This is a genomic window from Cognatundibacterium aquatile (genome assembly GCF_014699135.1).
GTDB lineage: Bacteria > Pseudomonadota > Gammaproteobacteria > Burkholderiales > Burkholderiaceae_D > Undibacterium > Undibacterium aquatile.
Genome location: NZ_JACOFT010000001.1, coordinates 405,213 through 424,461, shown reverse-complemented (window position 1 = coordinate 424,461; position 19,249 = coordinate 405,213). Strand labels below are relative to the sequence as shown.

Annotated in this window: 15 protein-coding genes; 6 read left to right on the top strand and 9 right to left on the bottom strand. The window is 49.0% G+C overall.

Features of this window, described 5'->3' with window-relative positions:
- The first annotated feature begins 391 nt into the window (after positions 1–391).
- Positions 392–2,920: a PAS domain S-box protein gene (locus tag H8K26_RS01910; protein ID WP_190476983.1), complete on the top strand. Its 2,529-nt coding sequence runs from the start codon at positions 392–394 to the stop codon at positions 2,918–2,920.
- A gap of 34 nt (positions 2,921–2,954) precedes the next feature.
- Here H8K26_RS01910 and H8K26_RS01905 read toward each other — a convergent pair whose 3' ends face one another.
- The 3 genes from H8K26_RS01905 to H8K26_RS01895 are packed head-to-tail and all read right to left on the bottom strand — an operon-like array spanning position 2,955 to position 5,899.
- Positions 2,955–3,653, bottom strand: coding sequence for an anaerobic ribonucleoside-triphosphate reductase activating protein (locus tag H8K26_RS01905; RefSeq protein ID WP_190476981.1), 699 nt, complete (start codon positions 3,651–3,653; stop codon positions 2,955–2,957).
- 7 nt (positions 3,654–3,660) lie between these two features.
- Entirely contained in the window at positions 3,661–3,852 is a 192-nt protein-coding gene (nrdD, locus tag H8K26_RS01900) for an anaerobic ribonucleoside-triphosphate reductase (RefSeq protein WP_190476980.1), read from the bottom strand.
- Positions 3,853–3,868: 16 nt separating this feature from the next.
- On the bottom strand, positions 3,869–5,899 hold the full coding sequence (locus H8K26_RS01895) for a ribonucleoside triphosphate reductase (RefSeq protein ID WP_190476977.1): 2,031 nt from the start codon (positions 5,897–5,899) through the stop codon (positions 3,869–3,871).
- A 533-nt stretch (positions 5,900–6,432) separates the two neighbouring features.
- Between H8K26_RS01895 and H8K26_RS01890 the strand changes: the two genes are divergently transcribed.
- Together H8K26_RS01890 and H8K26_RS01885 are read left to right on the top strand one after the other, a co-directional pair.
- The gene (locus H8K26_RS01890) at positions 6,433–7,185 is read left to right on the top strand and encodes a substrate-binding periplasmic protein (protein ID WP_190476975.1); all 753 of its coding nucleotides are present in this window, start codon (positions 6,433–6,435) and stop codon (positions 7,183–7,185) included.
- A gap of 131 nt (positions 7,186–7,316) precedes the next feature.
- Positions 7,317–8,423, top strand: coding sequence for a porin (locus H8K26_RS01885; protein ID WP_223826787.1), 1,107 nt, complete (start codon positions 7,317–7,319; stop codon positions 8,421–8,423).
- 75 nt (positions 8,424–8,498) lie between these two features.
- On the opposite strand, the gene H8K26_RS01880 is transcribed toward H8K26_RS01885, so the two are convergent.
- The 4 genes from H8K26_RS01880 to H8K26_RS01865 form a co-directional block, all read right to left on the bottom strand.
- Positions 8,499–10,085: a methyl-accepting chemotaxis protein gene (locus H8K26_RS01880; protein WP_190476973.1), complete on the bottom strand. Its 1,587-nt coding sequence runs from the start codon at positions 10,083–10,085 to the stop codon at positions 8,499–8,501.
- A gap of 415 nt (positions 10,086–10,500) precedes the next feature.
- Positions 10,501–11,820 carry an MFS transporter gene (gene tcuC / locus H8K26_RS01875; RefSeq protein WP_190476971.1) on the bottom strand — a complete coding sequence of 440 codons (1,320 nt, stop codon included), beginning with the start codon at positions 11,818–11,820 and terminating at the stop codon, positions 10,501–10,503.
- A 97-nt stretch (positions 11,821–11,917) separates the two neighbouring features.
- Positions 11,918–12,712, bottom strand: coding sequence for a substrate-binding domain-containing protein (locus H8K26_RS01870; RefSeq protein WP_223826786.1), 795 nt, complete (start codon positions 12,710–12,712; stop codon positions 11,918–11,920).
- Between the two features lie 18 nt (positions 12,713–12,730).
- Positions 12,731–13,819: a porin gene (locus tag H8K26_RS01865; protein ID WP_190476967.1), complete on the bottom strand. Its 1,089-nt coding sequence runs from the start codon at positions 13,817–13,819 to the stop codon at positions 12,731–12,733.
- A 158-nt stretch (positions 13,820–13,977) separates the two neighbouring features.
- Here H8K26_RS01865 and H8K26_RS01860 point away from each other — a divergent pair, with 158 nt between their 5' ends.
- The 3 genes from H8K26_RS01860 to map all read left to right on the top strand — a co-directional run bounded on the left by H8K26_RS01860 (position 13,978) and on the right by map (position 17,642).
- A complete protein-coding gene (locus H8K26_RS01860; protein WP_186883875.1) occupies positions 13,978–14,898 on the top strand; it encodes a LysR family transcriptional regulator in 921 nt (306 codons plus the stop codon).
- Positions 14,899–14,900: 2 nt separating this feature from the next.
- Entirely contained in the window at positions 14,901–16,166 is a 1,266-nt protein-coding gene (locus tag H8K26_RS01855) for a cation:dicarboxylate symporter family transporter (protein WP_223826785.1), read from the top strand.
- Between the two features lie 708 nt (positions 16,167–16,874).
- Positions 16,875–17,642 (top strand): type I methionyl aminopeptidase, encoded by a 768-nt coding sequence (gene map / locus H8K26_RS01850; protein ID WP_190476962.1) that lies wholly within the window; start codon positions 16,875–16,877, stop codon positions 17,640–17,642.
- Positions 17,643–17,767: 125 nt separating this feature from the next.
- Here the strand turns inward: map and H8K26_RS01845 are convergent, their stop codons facing one another.
- Together H8K26_RS01845 and H8K26_RS01840 are read right to left on the bottom strand one after the other, a co-directional pair.
- The gene (locus H8K26_RS01845) at positions 17,768–18,475 is read right to left on the bottom strand and encodes an MOSC domain-containing protein (protein WP_317889230.1); all 708 of its coding nucleotides are present in this window, start codon (positions 18,473–18,475) and stop codon (positions 17,768–17,770) included.
- The gene (locus tag H8K26_RS01840) at positions 18,472–19,176 is read right to left on the bottom strand and encodes a glutamine amidotransferase (protein ID WP_190476960.1); all 705 of its coding nucleotides are present in this window, start codon (positions 19,174–19,176) and stop codon (positions 18,472–18,474) included. Before H8K26_RS01840 ends, H8K26_RS01845 begins: the two co-directional genes overlap by 4 nt.
- Positions 19,177–19,249: the final 73 nt, after the last annotated feature.

Below are 19,249 nucleotides of genomic sequence, written 5' to 3'. Positions count from 1 at the left end.
TGCTGCCATCCACAGATACAGGATGTATAGGTCTCCGATCTATTCGATTTATTCTATTTTCCGACGCAAGCAATGTCTTCACAGCACGCTGTCGTCATTCCGCTTTGCATTTATAACATTTTTAAAAAGACAGATCAGCCTAATTCAAAAAAGATGTCCCTCGGCTCCACTCACGGACAACGGTTTACCTTGAGCTGAACATCTGCCGATATTGTCACTTGATCATACCGACATATGACGGCATCGCGTTTCAGATTACTGCTTTTTTGACCAAATTTCACATTGGCAATTATTTTAAAGAATTACAATGGAATGATGTGTGGCACATACACACCAAAGCCCATGAAAACCTGATCAATAAACATGCGATCCGAAAATATAAAAAACAGGCATGCAGAATCTTTTAATCAATACTTTGCGCCCCGCTGACGATCAGGAATGTGATGTCGAGGCGCACCTGCTGTACGCAACATACAGCCAGGAGCCACTGAATCAGACGATGGCTGTGATTACTGCGGTCTTCGGTGGCGCTATCGTTTGGGGCATCGTTCCCGTCCCGCAATTGTTACTCTGGATCGCCGCTGTATTAGGAAGCGCAGCACTCGGACATGTGCAATATCAGTTCTTTAAAAAGGCAGCACCGTCCGGTTCCGCCATCAAAAAATGGCAGAAAATATTTTTTGTACAGGCAACGACGCATGGTGCAGCGTGGTCTCTGGGACCTGTCTTATTACTTCCTCACAGCAGCGGCGTTCTGCCAGCCTTTTTTATCGGCACCCTATTGTGCGTCAGTGCCGTTTCGGTCAGTACAGTAGCAAAACAGTTTCATGCCATGCGCGGATTTATCATCGCCAATCTGCTGCCTCCTGTCGTTGCGATATGGCTGTCCGGTGACAGCAAGGAACTCATGCTGATTCTGATCTTGCTGGCCAGTAGCATGGCATTTATCGCCGTTGGCTACTATTCAAATCAGTCTGCACGCACGATCTACGAGACGCAGTTTCAGCTGCGGGGAATTTTAAATTCGTCACAGGACGCGATTATCACCATCGACTCCCGGGGCAGAGTATCCGACTGGAATCCGCGGGCAGAACAAATGCTGGGCTGGACAAGGGCCGAAGCGCTGGGGCTGGTATTAAATGACACTATTACGCCCCCCAAAAACCGCGAGTATTTTCAGTACGGAATGAAACGCTTTCTGGCGTTAGGTGAGGGACTGATATTAAATAAACGCATAGAGACAAGCGCATTACATAAAAACGGCACAGAATTTCCAGTTGAGCTGACCTTCACTCATCACAAATTAGGACGACATTTTTATTTCACTGCCTTTATCACCGACATCACTGAACGCAAGGCGATAGAAGACCGTCTGGAGTTATTCCGTCGGGTTTTTCATGCCAGTAATCAGTGTGTCGGCATCTGCGATGGCAAAGGCTATCTGCTGTATCAGAATCACGCTCTGGAAAAAATGCTGGGGTATACCGACGCGGAAATAATCGGCCAGCATTTCAGTTTTGCTTTAGCAGAAGCACAGGCGAAAGACATTACGCAGGAAGTGGGCAGGTGTATCCGAAGCGGTAAAAACTGGGTAGGGGAATTGCCGCACCGGCGCAAAGATAGTTCCGTTTTCATCACCATGAGCAACATCGGTTTTATCAAAAATGATCTTGATGAAATTCAATACATCTTTAATATCTGGACTGATTTCAGCCAGGAAATCTCCCGCAGAAACGAACTCGCCCTGGCGCGAGAGGCGGCTGATAAAGCAAATCAGGCAAAGTCAGAATTTTTCTCCAGCATGAGCCATGAATTGCGCACACCCTTGAACGCTATTCTCGGCTTCGCCCAGATGCTGGGCTATGAAGCTCCACTGACTCCCGCCCAACAGGATCATGTACAGGAAATTCTGAAAGGGGGGCGACATCTGCTGGAGCTCGTCAATGAAGTGCTGGAACTGGCCAAAATAGAAGGTGGCCATGTGCGCCTGTCGCTGGAACCTGTCAACCTTGAAGACCTGATTACAGAATGCTTCGATCTGATCCGCCCGTTAGCGGCAGAAAGAAAAATATCGATGCAATCGCTGATTACCTCGCCCGTCGCCGTGCGTGCCGATCGTGTCCGCTTAAAACAGGTTGTATTGAATCTGCTGTCCAACGCCATCAAATATAACTACACCGGTGGTAACGTGCAGGTCGATGCCGCAATACAGTCTTCCGGAAATATGCGGCTTTCTGTGACCGATACTGGCATCGGCATTCATCCGGATAAGATGGGTGAACTGTTTCAGGCATTCAACCGGCTTGGCGTAGAACTGGGAAATACTGAAGGCACAGGTATTGGTCTGACGATCACGCAAAAACTGACCGAACTGATGCATGGAAAAATCGGCGTGGAGAGTAAATTAAATCACGGCAGTTGCTTCTGGATTGAGCTTCCAGGTGACGCCATTCCTGCCGCGCCTATGCATGTTGTACCGCAACTGTCTGACGAACCAGTCTGCGCCTGGGGAAAAAATGCGGTCATCCTGTATATCGATGATAGTCCGGTCAATCTGAAACTCGTCAGACAAATCCTCGGCTTACGATCTGGCATGCAATTACTGACAGCACAAACACCGCAAGCAGGCATTGAGCTGGCGCACCAGCATCAGCCGGATATTGTGCTGCTCGACATTAACATGCCAGAGATGGATGGCTACGCGGTATTGCATCAGATGAAAGCCGATACCCATCTGCGTTGTACGACATTTATTGCATTGACAGCGAATGCAATGAGTCAGGATATTGAAAAGGGGCTCAACGCCGGTTTCCATTCTTACCTCACCAAGCCGCTGGAAATTAATACCCTGCTGTTAACGATAGACCGCTGTCTGGCTCCCGGAAATGCGCGTGCTGCCATGCAAACACCTGAACCATGAGCATTGCCAGCCTGAGTGAGGCCAGCATGCCCGTTTACGCACGTATCAGCAATGTGGGGAAAAGCTCACGTATTTTTTCCTGCAATGGCAGTGAAGGATAATCGGCGATCAGCACCTGGTTCAAAGCCTTTGTCTGGCATCCCTGTGTGCGGAATTTCTGCAGTACGTAATGTTGCACACCGATTGCCGACAGTTCCAGCGCCAGCGCCATTATTTTCTGTTCACTGAGTAAGGTCGGATGTATGGTGGTCCGGCATTCGTAATCAACGCCGCTGGCAAGTATCATTTCTGCGCATTGGTGAACTGCACGGTCGCTGCCCTGCACACCGGTAATAGCTGCGTAGTCCGCCAACGGTGCCTTAACGTCGAAGCCAACCCAGTTCAGCAACGGCAACACACGCTCTAACTGTTTGGGATAAATGCAGGCAGTGTGCAAACCCACCTGAAAACCGAGTTCGCGAACCTCTTTCATTGCCAATGCTAAAGCGGGATCCATCGTCGCTTCGCCGCCGCTGAAAACGACCGCATCAATCAATCCGGTTCGACGTGACAAAAAACTACGGATAACCTCCCAAGTCTGATCCGTTGCGGTTCCGCGTTCCTGTAAATGTGGATTATGACAATAGGAACAACGCCAGGGACATCCTTGTACAAACACCACAGCAGCGAGTTTCCCCGGATAATCTGTTGCGCTGAAAGGAGTGAATCCGCCAATTCTCAGGTTGTTCCGCATGCCACGGTTATCGCAGCTGAGCGGCATTTTCGGTGAAATAAGTACGCTCGCAGAACTCCCCTTTTTTCCCGGTGTTGAAAGAACTGACCGGGCGATGGTAACCCATCACCCGTGTCCATATTTCACATGGCTGACGTTCTTCGTCATTGAGTACAACGGTATGTTTTTCTGTAGTTTGAGCGGTATGAAGTAATGACATGATGAATGACCTCTGGTTAGTTGGTGGTAGTTTGCATGGCTGTCATGCGTTTGCGGGCAATGATCTCGTCATCACATTTCGGACAGAATGGATGGTTTCCCTGCAGATATCCATGCTTAGGACAAATGGAAAAAGTCGGCGTTACTGTGATGTACGGCAGCCTGAAACGGCTCAGTGAGCGCTGCACCAGTTGCCGGCATGCTTCTGCACTGGATAAGGCTTCGGTCATATACAGATGCAGTACGGTGCCGCCAGTATATTTACGCTGCAAATCGTCTTGCAGCTCCAGCGCTTCAAATGGATCTTCGGTAAAGCCGACCGGTAATTGTGATGAATTTGTGTAGTAAGGCATCTCGGCCGTACCGGCCTGCAGAATATCCGGAAAGCGCTTGCGGTCTTCTTTCGCAAAACGGTAGGTTGTTCCTTCCGCAGGTGTCGCTTCCAGATTGTACATATGGCCGGTCTCGTCCTGAAATTCCAGCATTCTGGCGCGGATATGATCCAGCAGACGGATCGCCATCGCATGGCCAGCAGCGCTGCTGATATCGTCTTCACCGGCAGTGAAGTTACGTATCATCTCGTTGATACCGTTCACACCCAGCGTCGAAAAGTGATTACGCAAGGTTCCCAGATAGCGCTTGGTATAAGGGAACAGGCCGTTATCCATGTGCCGCTGTATCACTTTGCGCTTTATTTCCAGGCTGTTTTTTCCGAGTTCCAGCAAATGATCCAGTGCTGTCAGCAAGGCAGACTCATTACCTCGATAACGATAACCGAGACGGGCGCAGTTAATCGTGACCACACCGAGCGATCCGGTCTGTTCAGCAGAGCCAAACAAACCGTTACCGCGCTTCAGCAATTCACGCAGATCCAGCTGCAAGCGACAACACATAGAACGTATCATGTTCGGCTTGAGTTCAGAGTTAATGAAATTCTGAAAATACGGCAAGCCATAACGTGCCGTCATTTCAAACAGACGTTCGGCGTTCGGGCTGTACCAGTCAAAATCCTCGGTCATGTTATAGGTAGGAATAGGAAAGGTGAACGCGCGCCCTTTTGCATCACCGGCCATCATCACTTCGATGTATGCACGGTTAATCATGTCCATTTCGGCCTGTAATTCACCGTAGGAAAATGGCATTTCGATGCCAGCGATCACAGGTATCTGATCACGTAAATCAGCCGGGCACACCCAGTCGAAAGTCAGATTCGTAAAAGGCGTCTGAGTGCCCCAGCGTGACGGCACATTCAGGTTGTAAATCAGCTCCTGCATACACTGTTTAACACTGGCGTAACTCAATGCATCCTTGCGCACGAAAGGCGCCAGATAGGTATCGAAAGAACTGAATGCCTGAGCGCCCGCCCATTCATTTTGCAATGTCCCGAGAAAATTCACGATCTGGCCGACTGCGCTCGATAAATGTTTTGGCGGCGCAGATTCGACCTTACCAGGCACGCCGTTCAAGCCTTCGTTCAACAAGGTACGTAAAGACCATCCGGCGCAGTAGCCAGCCAGCATATCCAGATCATGAATATGCAGATCCGCTTCCCGGTGTGCCATACCGACTTCTGGCGGATACACATGACTCAGCCAGTAATTCGCAATGACTTTGCCGGAGACATTCAGAATCAGACCGCCGAGCGAGTACCCCTGATTGGCATTCGCATTGACACGCCAGTCCTGACGCTGCAGGTATTCATTGATGGATGACTCGACATCAACGAGGGTGTGTTGATCATGCCGCAAACGTTGGTGCTGTTCGCGATAAACAATATAGGCGCGCAAGGTCTGGCGATAACCGGACTCAAATATGACTGATTCGACTACGTCCTGAATCTGCTCGATATGCAGTAGCGGCGTAGCGTTTACCATCGCATTACTTTGCATTACCTGTGCGCACAAATCACTCGCCACGCATAAATCAAATTCACCACTCGCCTGACCTGCGCGCTGCAGGGCAAATTCAATTTTCTTTGCATCAAATGCGCTGATGCTGCCATCCCGCTTGATTACCTGTGTCTGCGATTCACAAAATTGCTCAGTCATTATCGTTATCCAAATACACAATATTTAGTAGTTGAATTTAGAATAATCACTAAATATAGTATAGTCAAACGAAGACTGATGCTTTTTTAAAATCATTGATCCGGGTCAAAAAACTCATAGATCAACTGATTGATACGAAAAAATTCGCAGCGCCATGATATTACGCTTGCTGTGCTGATCGGCCTGTCGCCACTGTAATGCGCACTTTCTATCAGTCTTTCGAGATCAAAAAAATGACTTCTGGCAGCAGACATCTAAGCCTGCGGACAGATCAACGCAGGCATAAAGAAAGACAGCGGGAAGCTGGCGGGAGCAATCTTGCCTGCGGTAACTATATAAACAGATACAGAAATATTTGTACCGACGCCACAGCCATACACGAAGGAATGTGGCAACATTTATAGCCATAAAGGGCAAGTCGGATTACAAGACGACAATCGACTGCGTCAACACTACAATGCTCTGCAATTGCTGAAACGTATCCGGGATTGCTTACTATTCTAAACATAACGCGTTCAGGTATGAGACAAACGATGAACTTGTTGATGCAGATAATGACGGCGTTAATTTCAACAAGTGTTGCGGCTGAAACACCTGGAAATTTACATATTTCTGTCAACGTCGACTCTGCCACTGGCATGATTGCAGCATCCATACTTCGCGAAGTATACAAACAGACGAAGCTGGAGTTTTGTATTATCAACCTGCCGCCACTGCGCGCAACCAAAGAGGCTAAGGCTGGAAACATAGACGGCGAAGTATTGCGGCCACCCAATTACGCAGCATCACATCCAGAGTTAATACGTATTGATCCGCCTTATATTGTTGTTGAAACTCTGGCGTACACATTAAAAACCCGCAATCTGACTATTCAGAAAAAAAGCGATTTAAAGCCACTCAGAGTTGGTGTCGTGCGCGGAATTATTAATGCGCAAAATGCGACCGAAGGGCTAAACGACATTACGTTTGCCGATACATCAGAAAGTCTCTTCAAAATGTTGACCGCTGGTCGTATTGATGTCGCGGTGGACTCCAGATATAGCGCAGACCGGGCAATGAAAAAAACAATGATCAATGACATTGTTTCGGAAAAAATCGTCTTGCTGGTACAACCCGCTCACCACTATCTGAATATCAAACATAAAGCGTTGGCAGCGAGTCTGGCCACAACAATCAGTCAGCTCGCGGCAACTGGAGAATTGCAGCGACTGGCAACGACTGCAGAATCTGAGCAAATGAAAAACGACAACGCAACAGCGACACTTCCTGTGAAAAACTGTAGCTGAATTACAGTCAGATAAAAAAGTGATTTTACGCAGCAGATTCATCCGTAGTGTGTTTCACCCCGTGTGTCAGAAGAAAAGAAACGTCGATAGTAATCGCAGGCCTGAACTCAACAATATACGAAGAGGACACTATGAAAACGCGTTTATTTTTATCCGGAATAAGTCTGGCAGGAATGTCTGCCTTTTCACCAACTGTTTCAGCACAATCGAATGTCGTGCTGTATGGCATCGCAGACCTTGGCATTCATTACAGTAATGGATTAAACGCCAGCAATGCTCCCACAGCATCGAATTCCACCACGGCTATGAGCAGCGGCATCAACAATACCAGTCGCTGGGGCATCAAAGGTCAGGAGACGTTGGGAAATGATATGTCAGCACTTTTCCAGCTTGAAGGCGGCCTGAATATTGATACGGGTGGTTCTGCCAAATCGGATAAGTTGTTTGACCGGATCGCATTTGTTGGCTTAAAGACCAGCGCCGGCGTACTGACGGCCGGGCGTCAGGCGACGATATTATCGGATGCGATATCGCCGGTCGATCCTTTAGGAATGCGCTTTGCCAGTTTCAACCCTAACATCAACGTGACCGCATTAAGTAATACGGCTTTTGGCACTCATGCTTTTGGAATGCAATACGGCACCAGCGGCTACAACGACAATTACTATCGTCTGGACAATATGCTGAAATTCACCAGTGACTTTGGTCCGGTGACAACTCGCGTCTCCTATTCATTTGGTGAAGTGGCGGGAAACACTAGCGCGTTGTCGACAGTGGGCGCGGGTCTGAGCTATCAGCAAGATGGCCTGGCTGTTTCTGGCGCGTATATGAAATTGAAAAACAGTGCCAGTTTCAGCCTTGACGCCTATACGCTGGGCGCCGCCTATAACTTTGGTGAATTCACACTCAAAGCCAATTATGGCAATAACAAGGCAGAAACGGCAATCAATAAGGAAACAAAAGAAAATATCTATTCAGGCGGCGGCAACGTCGTGATTCGCCCCGGCCTGTCGCTGACCGCCGCGTATTATCGTGTACGACGCGACAGCACCGGCTTTACCTCGGATGGGTTTGATCGCGTCGTTGCCTATCTTGAACAGGAAATGTCAAAGCGCAGCACTTTATATGTCGAGCTTGATTCAACCAAATGGAACGGTAATGCAGCTGGCACAACCGGAACGCAGGCAAATAAATCCAACGGGTATGGTGTCACCCTGGGTCTGATGCATAAATTCTGAAGAACGTCTCTACAACGGATCATCTGCCATAGCGCGCGGCTGAAACAGATTCAGCCGCGCTGCAGAGTCAGGCAATTACTGTCCCAGTCTGCGGGTAACACGGGAGACTGAAGTCGCATCCAACCGGAAGACACTGACGGCATTCGTCAAATGCACGGCCTGATCCTGCATGGATTGTGCTGCCGCTGCGGCCTCTTCCACCAATGCAGCATTTTGCTGAGTCACTTCATCCATCTTGATGATGGCGTTATTCACTTCCTCAATTCCTATGCTTTGCTCTTGTGTCGCCGCACTGATTTCATTGACGATATCGCTGACTTTACGCACACTATCAACCACTTCATCCATGGTGCTTCCTGCCTGATTCACCAGCTTGCTACCAGCCGCCACTTTTTCTACTGAATCGTTAATCAAATCCTTAATTTCTTTAGCTGCTGCGGCACTACGCTGAGCCAGATTCCGGACTTCGCTCGCCACCACGGCAAAACCACGTCCCTGTTCTCCGGCGCGAGCTGCCTCTACTGCAGCATTCAGTGCCAGAATATTTGTTTGGAACGCGATACCATCAATCACGCTGATAATGTCCACAATTTTGCGGGAAGACTCATTGATGGAACTCATGGTCGCAATCACTTCGCCAACGACCTCTCCACCTTTGCCTGCGACCGTTGTGGCAGAGCCGGCCAGACTATTGGCGTGTCGCGCATTGTCTGCATTCTGCTTTACCGTCGACGTTAACTCTTCCATCGCCGATGCGGTTTCCTCAAGAGATCCCGCCTGCTGTTCGGTACGCGCAGACAAATCAAGGTTGCCGGTCGCGATCTCCTGAGAAGCGGTATTGATTGCATCCGTACCCTCGCGAACCTGTCCCACCAGTCTTTGCAGGCTTGCATTCATCGTTTTCATCGCGCGCAGTAACTGACCGATCTCATCGTCTGATTCAGCCTCAATCGATACCGTCAGATCACCGCTGGCAGCACTTTCCGCCATAGTGACTGCCGCACGCAGTGGTCGGCTGATCAGGCGTGCAATCCATAAAGCCAGAATCACGCTGAGCACCATTGCCGCACTCATAATTCCAATAATCCACGAGCGTGAAGACGAAAACAAATCATCGTTGGTGACCAGTGCACGCTCGCTTTCAGCCTGACTCATCTCCACCAGTTTATCGACGAGATCGTTCACAGATCGAAATAATTTTACGGAATCACCACGGATCGCTTTCCGCGCCTCATCCTGATTTCCGGCACGGGATAGCTCAAGCACTTTTTTGCCCGCATTGCGATACGATATAAACGACTGATCTAAGGTATCGAATATTTTTTTCTCTTCTGCCGAGTTGACCAGAGATCGATATTTTGTTTCATACCCCGTAAATTCTGAAGTACGGGATTCAATACTCTTTTCGTAATAACTGAAATCCGACTCTTCGCTGGAAAGAATATGCTGCAATTCCGATACACGCATACGGTTCAGGGTCGCCTTCATCAGCAGCGCATAACGCACTCCCGGCAACGTATCGTTGAGTACCGTCGTTGACGCAGCATTCAGGCGTGCGGTCTGAACGATACCAAAAATGCCTGTAGCCAGGGTCAGACTCAGGGCAATAAAAAAAGAAAGCAGTAATTTATACGCAATCTTCAGATTCAGAAACCAGCTCATATCAGCTCCTTTAAAGCTATTAACAACGACGTTTCCCGCGACGAAGTAATGGATTCATTTTCAAATGCTCTTTGCACGAAGGAGGACCAGAATTTGATTCTGCACAGAATCCAATGACTGGCCGTCCTGACGTTGCTCAGAAAAAAGAATCGACAGAATGGTAATCACCAGCGTTGCGACAGGCAGATCTGCTCCTATCATTCACACGAAAAGCGATGATGGCAAACAATAAGAAGCGACTCAGAATTCCTTTTTCCAGAAATGTTGTCAGCCAGAGACACATATCGGTAAATTGACAGTCATGCGCTTTCTTAAACCTCGTACAAATAATAAAAAAAGCAGGCAGTAGTGATTCACTCACTATCTGCCATGCTTTTTACTTTGAAAAACTGGCTTTAATTGCCAGCCCGTGCGATTAACATTCCTTGACTACACCGCGATAAATCAGGAAAGTCGCCAGCAAGCCAACACTGCCAGCCATTGCCATCCAGTATCCCGGCGATGCCTTATCGCCCGTAGTTTCTATCAACCAGGTGGAAACCAGCGGTGTCAGACCGCCAAACAAGGCTGTTGCCAGGCTATACGCCAGTGAGAAACCTGTGGTACGGATACGGACAGGAATGATTTCGGTCAGAGCAACAATCGTCGCACCGTTATAACTTCCGTACAGGAACGACAGCCATAATTCTGCCAGCAGCATATGCTCAAAACTCGGATTGGCGATCAGCCATGACAACAGCGGATAAGCCGTCACAGCAGTCAAGCCGGAAAACAGTGCCATGATGGGCCATCTGCCGATTCGGTCAGACAAGGCTCCCATAACCGGCAACCAGATAAAGTTGGATACCCCCACACACAGCGTCACCACCAGACTCTCGACTGTTGTCAGCTTCAGTACGGTTTTACCAAAAGTTGGCGTATAAACGGTGATCAGGTAAAACGAAACCGTGGTCATCACGATGAGCATGGTGCCGGTCACAACCAGTGGCCAGTTCAGAGAAATAGTTTTCAGCATTTCTCTGAACGTAGGATGCGTTTTCTGTGCCAGATATTCTTCTGTCTCTTGCAAAGAACGACGAATGAAGAAAACTACCGGAATAATGGAGCAACCAATGAAGAAAGGTATGCGCCAGCCCCAGTCCGCAATGAATTCCTTACTCAAGGTTTCATTGAGAAAGTATCCCAACGCTGCGGAGAAAATGATGGCCACTTGTTGACTGGCTGATTGCCAACTAACGTAAAAACCTTTGTGACCCGGTGTTGCCATTTCGGATAAATACACAGACACGCCGCCCAGTTCAACCCCGGCAGAGAAGCCCTGCAGCAAACGACCAATCAGAACCAGCAGAGGTGCCAGCAAACCGATGGTGGCATAACCGGGGATAAAAGCGATCATGGCAGTACCCGAAGCCATAATGCCCAGCGTCAGCACCAAGCCTTTGCGGCGACCGATGCGGTCAATATAGCTACCCAGAATAATCGCGCCCAGCGGCCGCATGAAAAAGCCCGCGCCAAAAGTCGCAAATGTCATCATCAGCGCCGCGTATTCACTGCTGGCAGGAAAAAAGGCTTTAGCAATATAGGTTGCGTAAAATCCAAACAGGAAGAAGTCATACATTTCAATGAAATTTCCACTCGTCACGCGGATGACGGTAGAAAATTTCGAGTGGCGTTTTGCCGCAACATGACCATCCTGATGGACGTTGCTTACTGCGTTAGAAGTTGTGCTGGACATACTATCAACCTTTTTAATCGGCGACCGTGCAGTTGCACAGCCAACCCGTCAAAACAAGATAAAAAAAACGAACAAAGATTAACGCTGAATCAGCGTCTTACTTTTTAGCAGCAACCGGCGCCAGGCCAGTCTCTGCAATCACACCGGCATTTTTTTCCGACGACAGGAAGTCAAGCAAAGCCTGTGCGTTTTTCTGTACCTTACTGCCGCTGACTATGGCTGCAGAGAAAGGTGTGCTCAGTTGTACTTCCTGCGGCAGCAAGCCGACAATATCAATTCCTGCGACCGGCAATAATTCACTACGTTGCTGGCACCCGAAATCGGCCTCACCGTGAGCGATGATTTCACCGACAGGTGTGGCAGGAATTTGTGCTGCCTTGCCCTGCATCTGCTCTGCAATACCCAGCTTTTTCATCAATTGGTGCTTGATGTATTCACCGCTGGCACTGTCGGAATAAGCGACTGTTCGCGCTTGCAAAAATGCTTGTTTCAGACCATCAACGGTGCTGATATCGGGCTTGGCATTCCCCGTTTTTACCGCGCAGGCTATCAGTGAATTTGCCAGCACCACTTTGCTACCGGCAACCAGTTTTCCTTCCTTCATCAAGGTGTCCAGAGAATCACCTACCATGATGACGACATCAATATTCTCACCACGAGCCATACGCACCGGGATCGCATTTGCGGTTGTTCCCATCGATGGCCCCCAGCCAGATATCAGCTTATCGCTACTACTCTTTTCATATGCAGAAGCGAGATTTTTGTATGCTTGCGCAAAGCCGCCCGAACTGATGACGCGAATGTCCTCCGCTGCTGCCAGGCTGGTAACAAATAAGCTGCTGACCGCCAGCGTGATTGCCGTCATATTGAAACGAAGCTTAAACTTCGACATAGTGATTCCTTTCATTGCTCAGAACTTGTGCATCAGACCTATCGTCAGACCATAACCGTTACTGCTGTTCGTTTTGTTACCGCTAACACCGGCAGCATTAGCTTTCCAGTTTGTGTAATCAGTTTCGATATACGCAGTGCTACGTTTTGACAGGGATTTTTCCAGATAAATAAAGCTGCGATCAAAGCCATCATCGGCAAAGCCGGTGGCTTCACGACGGACGCGGTAGTACGCCGATGTCAGCGTCAGATCTGCGGTTAATGCCAGTGCAGCACCGCCAGAGGCGATGTGTTGGCGGGTTTGTTTTGTTGTACTGGTATCGGCGCGGTTCTGACCAAAATTGACCTTCAGTTGCACGCTACCCAATTGATAGGCCGCACCGAGGGTATAAGCCTGTAAATCAAAGTCAGCGCTGTTCTTGAATTTCATCCAGGCACCAGAGATATTCAATCCGTCTTGTTGAAATGCGAGGCCGACACCCATGCTCGACAACGCGCTGCTATTGCCCGCCACTTCACCAAATGAATATGACGCCCGCGCCACCAGCGGACCAAAGTCACCGGTGTATTTCAGCATGTTGTCCAGACGATAGTAATTGTCGTTGTAGCCGCTGGTGCCATACTGGACGCCAAACGCATGAGTACCAAACGCGGTATTGCTCAGTGCCGTGACATTAATATTCGGGTTGAGGCTTGCATACCGCATCCCCAGCGGATCAACCGTCGATATCGCATCCGACAGTATCGTTGCCTGGTGGCCGGCGGTCAGGCTGCCATAACCGGTTTTAATACCAACGAAGGCGAGGCGATCAAATAGCTTGTCTGATTTTGCAGATGCGCCGGTATCGATGTTTAAGCCGCCTTCTAGCTGAAACAGGACACTCATATCAGCACCAAGAGACTCTTGTCCTTTGAAACCCCAGCGGCTGGTATTATTGACACCGCTGCTGACGGAGCCGGTGGAACCGGATACGACAGGCGCATTGCTGGCATTGATGCCGTTACTGTAATGCACGCCAAGATCCGCGATGCCATACGGTGTGACAGTAGATTGTGCAAAGGCGCCGCTGCTGATGCCCAGCAAAACGACGAGATAAGAAGGTTTCATGTGGTCTCCGAGGTATTGCCTTCTTAATGAGGCCTTGAGATGTCTGTAATGCTTGGTTTGAGCCGGTCAATATTCACGTACCGCCGACTTTTTATTTGGTCTGCATCATCCGCCACATGGCATAATTTGTGAATTGCAATATTTATTAAGATTAATGCATGGGACGCATCAATTTCGATTTACAAGAACTGCAGGCCTTTGTCGCCGTCGCAGAACGCAGCAGTTTTAAACAGGCGGCGGAAGATCTGTTTTTATCGCAACCGGCATTGAGCCGCCGCATTGAAAAGCTGGAAGATATGCTGGGCGTCAAATTATTTGAACGGACCACGCGACGCGTGCAACTGACTAATATCGGCAGAGTATTTCTGAGCAATGTCCGTACCGCACTCGATGAACTGGAAGGCGCGATACTGAACATGTCGGATCTGGCCGCACACCGCACCGGTATCGTGACCCTGGCGTGCGTTCCATCAGCCGTGCATTATTTTTTGCCCGACGTATTGAAAGGTTTTACCGAGCGCTTCCCCAAAATACGCGTGCGCATATTTGATGAGAGCGCGCAAGACGTGCTGAATCTGATATTGGCTGGCGAGGCGGATTTTGGTATTAACTTTGCCGGTGCTGAAGACCCGGAAATTGATTTTCACCCAATTTACAAAGAGAGTTATGTGCTGGCGATGCGCCATGATCACGCACTGGCGAAACGCAAAAAATTATCCTGGAAAGAAACTGCCAGCGAGCGTTATATCTCGGTCTCCAAGTCCAGCGGCAACCGCAGCTTGATCGACAATGCGTTGGCGGGCGTAGAAAAACACCCCGTCATTTTTTATGAAGTGAACCATGTCTCTGGCATTCTGGCACTGGTTGAAGCAGGCATGGGAGTCGCCGCCGTTCCTCGCTTATCGCTGCCAAAATATATGGATGCAACGCTGGTAGGCATTCCCTTAGTCAATCCTTCCATCCACCGAACCTTAGGCTTGATCTCTAAACGCGGGCGCATCATGCCACCAGCAGCCAGAACCTTATTCGACATGTTGGTGCAAAGTAGTAAAACGAATAAATCAGTGCTGCCGAAATGACCTTGCCCTTCTCATTTCTGAGCAAACGTTTGTATCTGCAAGTTTTGCTTGCCGTGTTTCTCGGCATAGGATTTGGTCATTTCTGGCCAGCACTTGGAACAGAATTAAAGCCGCTGGGAGATGCATTCATCAAACTGGTCAAAATGATGCTGGCACCGCTCGTGTTCTTTACCATCGCTGGCGGTATCGCAAGCCTGAATGAGCGTCGCGGAGTGACCAGCACGCTCGTCAAAGCGATGCTGATTTTTTATTTGCTGACTTTACTGGCGTTGTTAACCGGATGGCTGGCAGCGTCCCTCATGCGTCCAGGGGCTGGATGGCATTTTCACCCGACCGCCACCGACAAAAATACTCTGTCGCCGATGTTGGGTCATGCCGAATATCAGGGTTTCGCCGATTTCATTCTCCACATCATTCCACATTCCTATGTCGGTGCTTTTACCCAGGCCGAGGTCTTACCAGTCTTGTTGCTTGCGGTACTGACCGGTTTTGCGATCGCCCGTAGCCGACGCCCCGGTGACCGTATGCTGACAACAATTGATGAGTTAAGCCGCCTGTGTTTTAACATTTTTGATTACGTCATGAAACTGGCGCCATTGGCGGCATTCGCCTCTATCGCCTATACGGTTGGACGTTTTGGCATAAAGTCTGTGGCTGCGTTCAGTTATCTGATTCTGAATTTCTACATCGCTTGCGCGGTTTTTGTCGTCGTCATTCTTGGAAGTCTTGCGAAGCTGCATGGTTTCAGTCTGTGGAAACTGATGAGTTATATCCGGGAAGAGTTGCTCGTTGTATTGGGTACATCCTCATCAGAGCCGGTGCTGCCGCCGCTCATGAAAAAACTACAAACGCTCGGTTGCAAAAAAGATGTAGCAGGACTGGTGTTACCGATGGCGTATTCGTTTAACCTCGATGGCACCGCAATTTACCTGACGCTCGCCTCAATGTTTATTGCCCAGGCCTGCGACATACAACTCAGCAACGGTCAGATCCTGAGTCTGATCGCCACTATGTTGCTGACATCAAAAGGTGCCGCCGGTGTCAGTGGCAGTGGCTTCGTCACACTGTTGGCAACGCTTACTGTCATTCCGGATCTGCCGTTGGCAGGTGCTGTTTTATTGCTTGGCATAGACAGATTCATGTCAGAAGCCCGCGCTGTCACCAGCACGATCAGCAATGTTGTGGTGTGTATCGTCGTTGCACTCTGGGAAGGTGCCTGTGACAGAACGATACTCAAACATCAGCTTGAAACGTCAAAGTCAATATAAGGCCGGATGTCGTCATATATCGCAGAGGTAATCTATCCTGAATTCGTCGTATTCAAGCTTGTTCACAAAACGGGTTCACAATAATACGACGAGACTGAATCAGCACGGCATCCAGCGCTAAAGTGGTCAGCACTGACGATACGCATAAATTCTCCATCCCAAATTTAGTAATAGCACCCGGCTCTAAACCAACCGATCAAGTAAGTTGATTACACACCAGGCAGACCTCGCTGCAGTAAGCATGCCGGACACTCCTGAATGAGCCTAACGTTACCACGTCAGCGTAAGAAAGAGCTCCCAGAAATTTCACTAATGCTCTCTCATGTTTTTCCACGCATGCATTACAAATGCACGTTGAAATTATATTGAAACGAACTTGGAACGATAAACAGACCGTAATAATTCTTACCGGCCGACACCCCGTCAGACTATAGGTGCAAAAAATATCGCTTGCTGATAATATACGAAATATATACAATTAATATACATTACATATATCCCTATAAGGTTGAGAATTTTGAATACCTCCAATGATCTGCACAACCAGATGTACGCAGCACACACGATGATGACCGCAACCATGAATAGAAAATCTGCTGGAATAAAAATTGGTAGCTTGATTGATATCAGGCCACCGCACACTGTCACTGAAGCCTTTACCCGGGAGCAAAGGAATGCTCATACCAGAGCGATAGTCGGAGCATTCATATGACAAAGCGACCGGAAGAAATCGCCTTAATGGCGGAGTCGGGCAGACTGCTGGCGCAGGTATTTAGCCATCTGGATAAATTGAGCATGATCGGCATGTCAACCATGCAGGTAAATGACTTGGTCGATAGATATATTGTGAATGAGCTTAAGGCACGTCCGGCAAGCAAAGGTCAATACGACTACGCTTACGCGCTGAATTCTTCACGCAACAACGTCGTCTGCCATGGTGTTCCTTCCACCTCGGATATCTTGCTGAACGGAGATATCGTCAATTTTGATATCACGTTAGAAAAAAACAACTTTATCGCTGATTCCAGCAAAACCTATCTCGTCGGCGATGTATCGAATGCTGCCAGACGGCTGGTAAAAGTCTGCTACGAAGCAATGTGGAAGGGAATCAACGTTGTCCGTCCGGGTGCCCAGCTCGGCGATATCGGTCATGCTATCGAGCGTCACGCCCGGCAAAACGGCTATTCCGTCGTGAGAGAGTATTGCGGTCACGGGATTGGTCGTGAAATGCACGAGCCACCTCAAGTGCTGCACTGGGGAAGAGCGCACACCGGACTGACAATGCAGGAAGGAATGGTGTTCACCATCGAACCAATGATTAATCAAGGTCGTCATACCGTTAAGACGGAAGAAAATGGCTGGGCGGTCGTTACGACGGATGGGAAATTATCCGCGCAGTTCGAGCATACGGTAGCGGTAACACATAACGGAGTACAGGTTTTAACTCTGCGCCCAGAAGAAAGAACGTTGACCTGAATCCGCCCAAGCGAAGAATATAAACGTAAAGCCTGGGCATTCAGCCAGTTGCAAAATACGCCCCCCTCAAAAATGTGAACCTATGCGATCTTTTGCGATGAATTCCGCCAGCCATGATTGATACGTCAAAAGATCGCAGGTGTTTGCAAGCGGCGCTGCCAATCTTCAACACTGCCGTTTCTTAATCGGTCTTGCGCGATTTTTTTCCACGAGGGTGTCAGCTCCTCAAGTTCACTCATGGCTTGCATTGCTTGTGCATTCATCGTATCGATATACAGGTGGTGTAGCAAACGTGCCAGCGACCAATCCGGTTGTGTACGATCAAGCAAACGCAAGCTATCGCCCGGTGCAACGGACCCTGCTTGCAGGACACGGTAATACCAACCTGTACGCAAACTGTTTTGCACGATGCTGGCCATACGATGGTTTTCAAAACGGAGATTCAGTTTCCAGCACGGCTGACGTGCTTGCGTCACTTGCAGTATTGCAGTACCCAGCATAAAGACATCGCCGATGCAAACCTTATGCTCAGTCCAACCCGAGGTAGAAATATTTTCACCAAAGCCGCCCGGACAAAAGCGTGACGCTGCATCGTCCCCGAATTGCGCACGCCAGATGGCGTAATGTTCAGACGGATAGTGGTGTACGGCCTTATCCGGCCCGCCGTGATATAACTTGTCACCCTGTTCGTCTCCCTGCAAGCCGGACGTAGTAACTGATACCGCATCCCAGACCTGCTGTTTTTGTATAGCGCTGACTTCACCATTTGGCCCGAAAGCACGCGCTTGCCCGATAAAGATTGCATCAATGGTGCTTTGAATAGTTCGCATCATCGCCCGCACACGTTAAGCCATTCAGCGAAAAACAAACGCGCCTGTTGTGTCAGTTTCGGGCCATGGATAGCGGCCTGTTGACGCATCAGTGACGGCGAATGTTTTTCATGCAGCATTTCATGGGCGTGCCCGACATACCAAGCCTCCAGGCCGTTGGCAGTGACTTCTGGGTGACATTGAAACGCCAGTGCATGTTTTCCCCATTGATATACCTGATTTTGACAGGCGTCACTTGACGCCAGCAATTGTGCGCCGTACGGTAAATCGAAGGTATCGCCGTGCCAGTGGAACATCGTGCAATCTCTTTCGTCAAAATATCGCACCGACGTATGCTTACCTTCCTGCGTGATCCTTAGCGGATACCAGCCCAGCTCTTTGGTTGTGGCCGGATACACACTTGCACCGAGTGCCCGCGCCATCAATTGTGCGCCGAGGCATATCCCCAGTGTCGGCAAGTCTGCATGCAGGCGCTGCTGTAAAAAATGCACTTCTTGTAGCAAAAATGGGAAATGGTGATCTTCGTAGGCACCGATAGGCCCGCCCAGCACGATACAAACATCGGCATCAAGCGGGTTGAGTTCAGCCCAGTTGTGGTTGCAGGCATTGACTTCCTGAATAGAAAAATTCATCTCCTTCAGCAAAACAAGAAAACTACCCGCATCTTCAAAAGCGACATGATGGATGATTAACGCCGTTTTCATCTTCAACCTCCAACTGGCAAAATAGAATAAATTTCATAAATCAAAATGACACGATGTGTCATATATTACACTA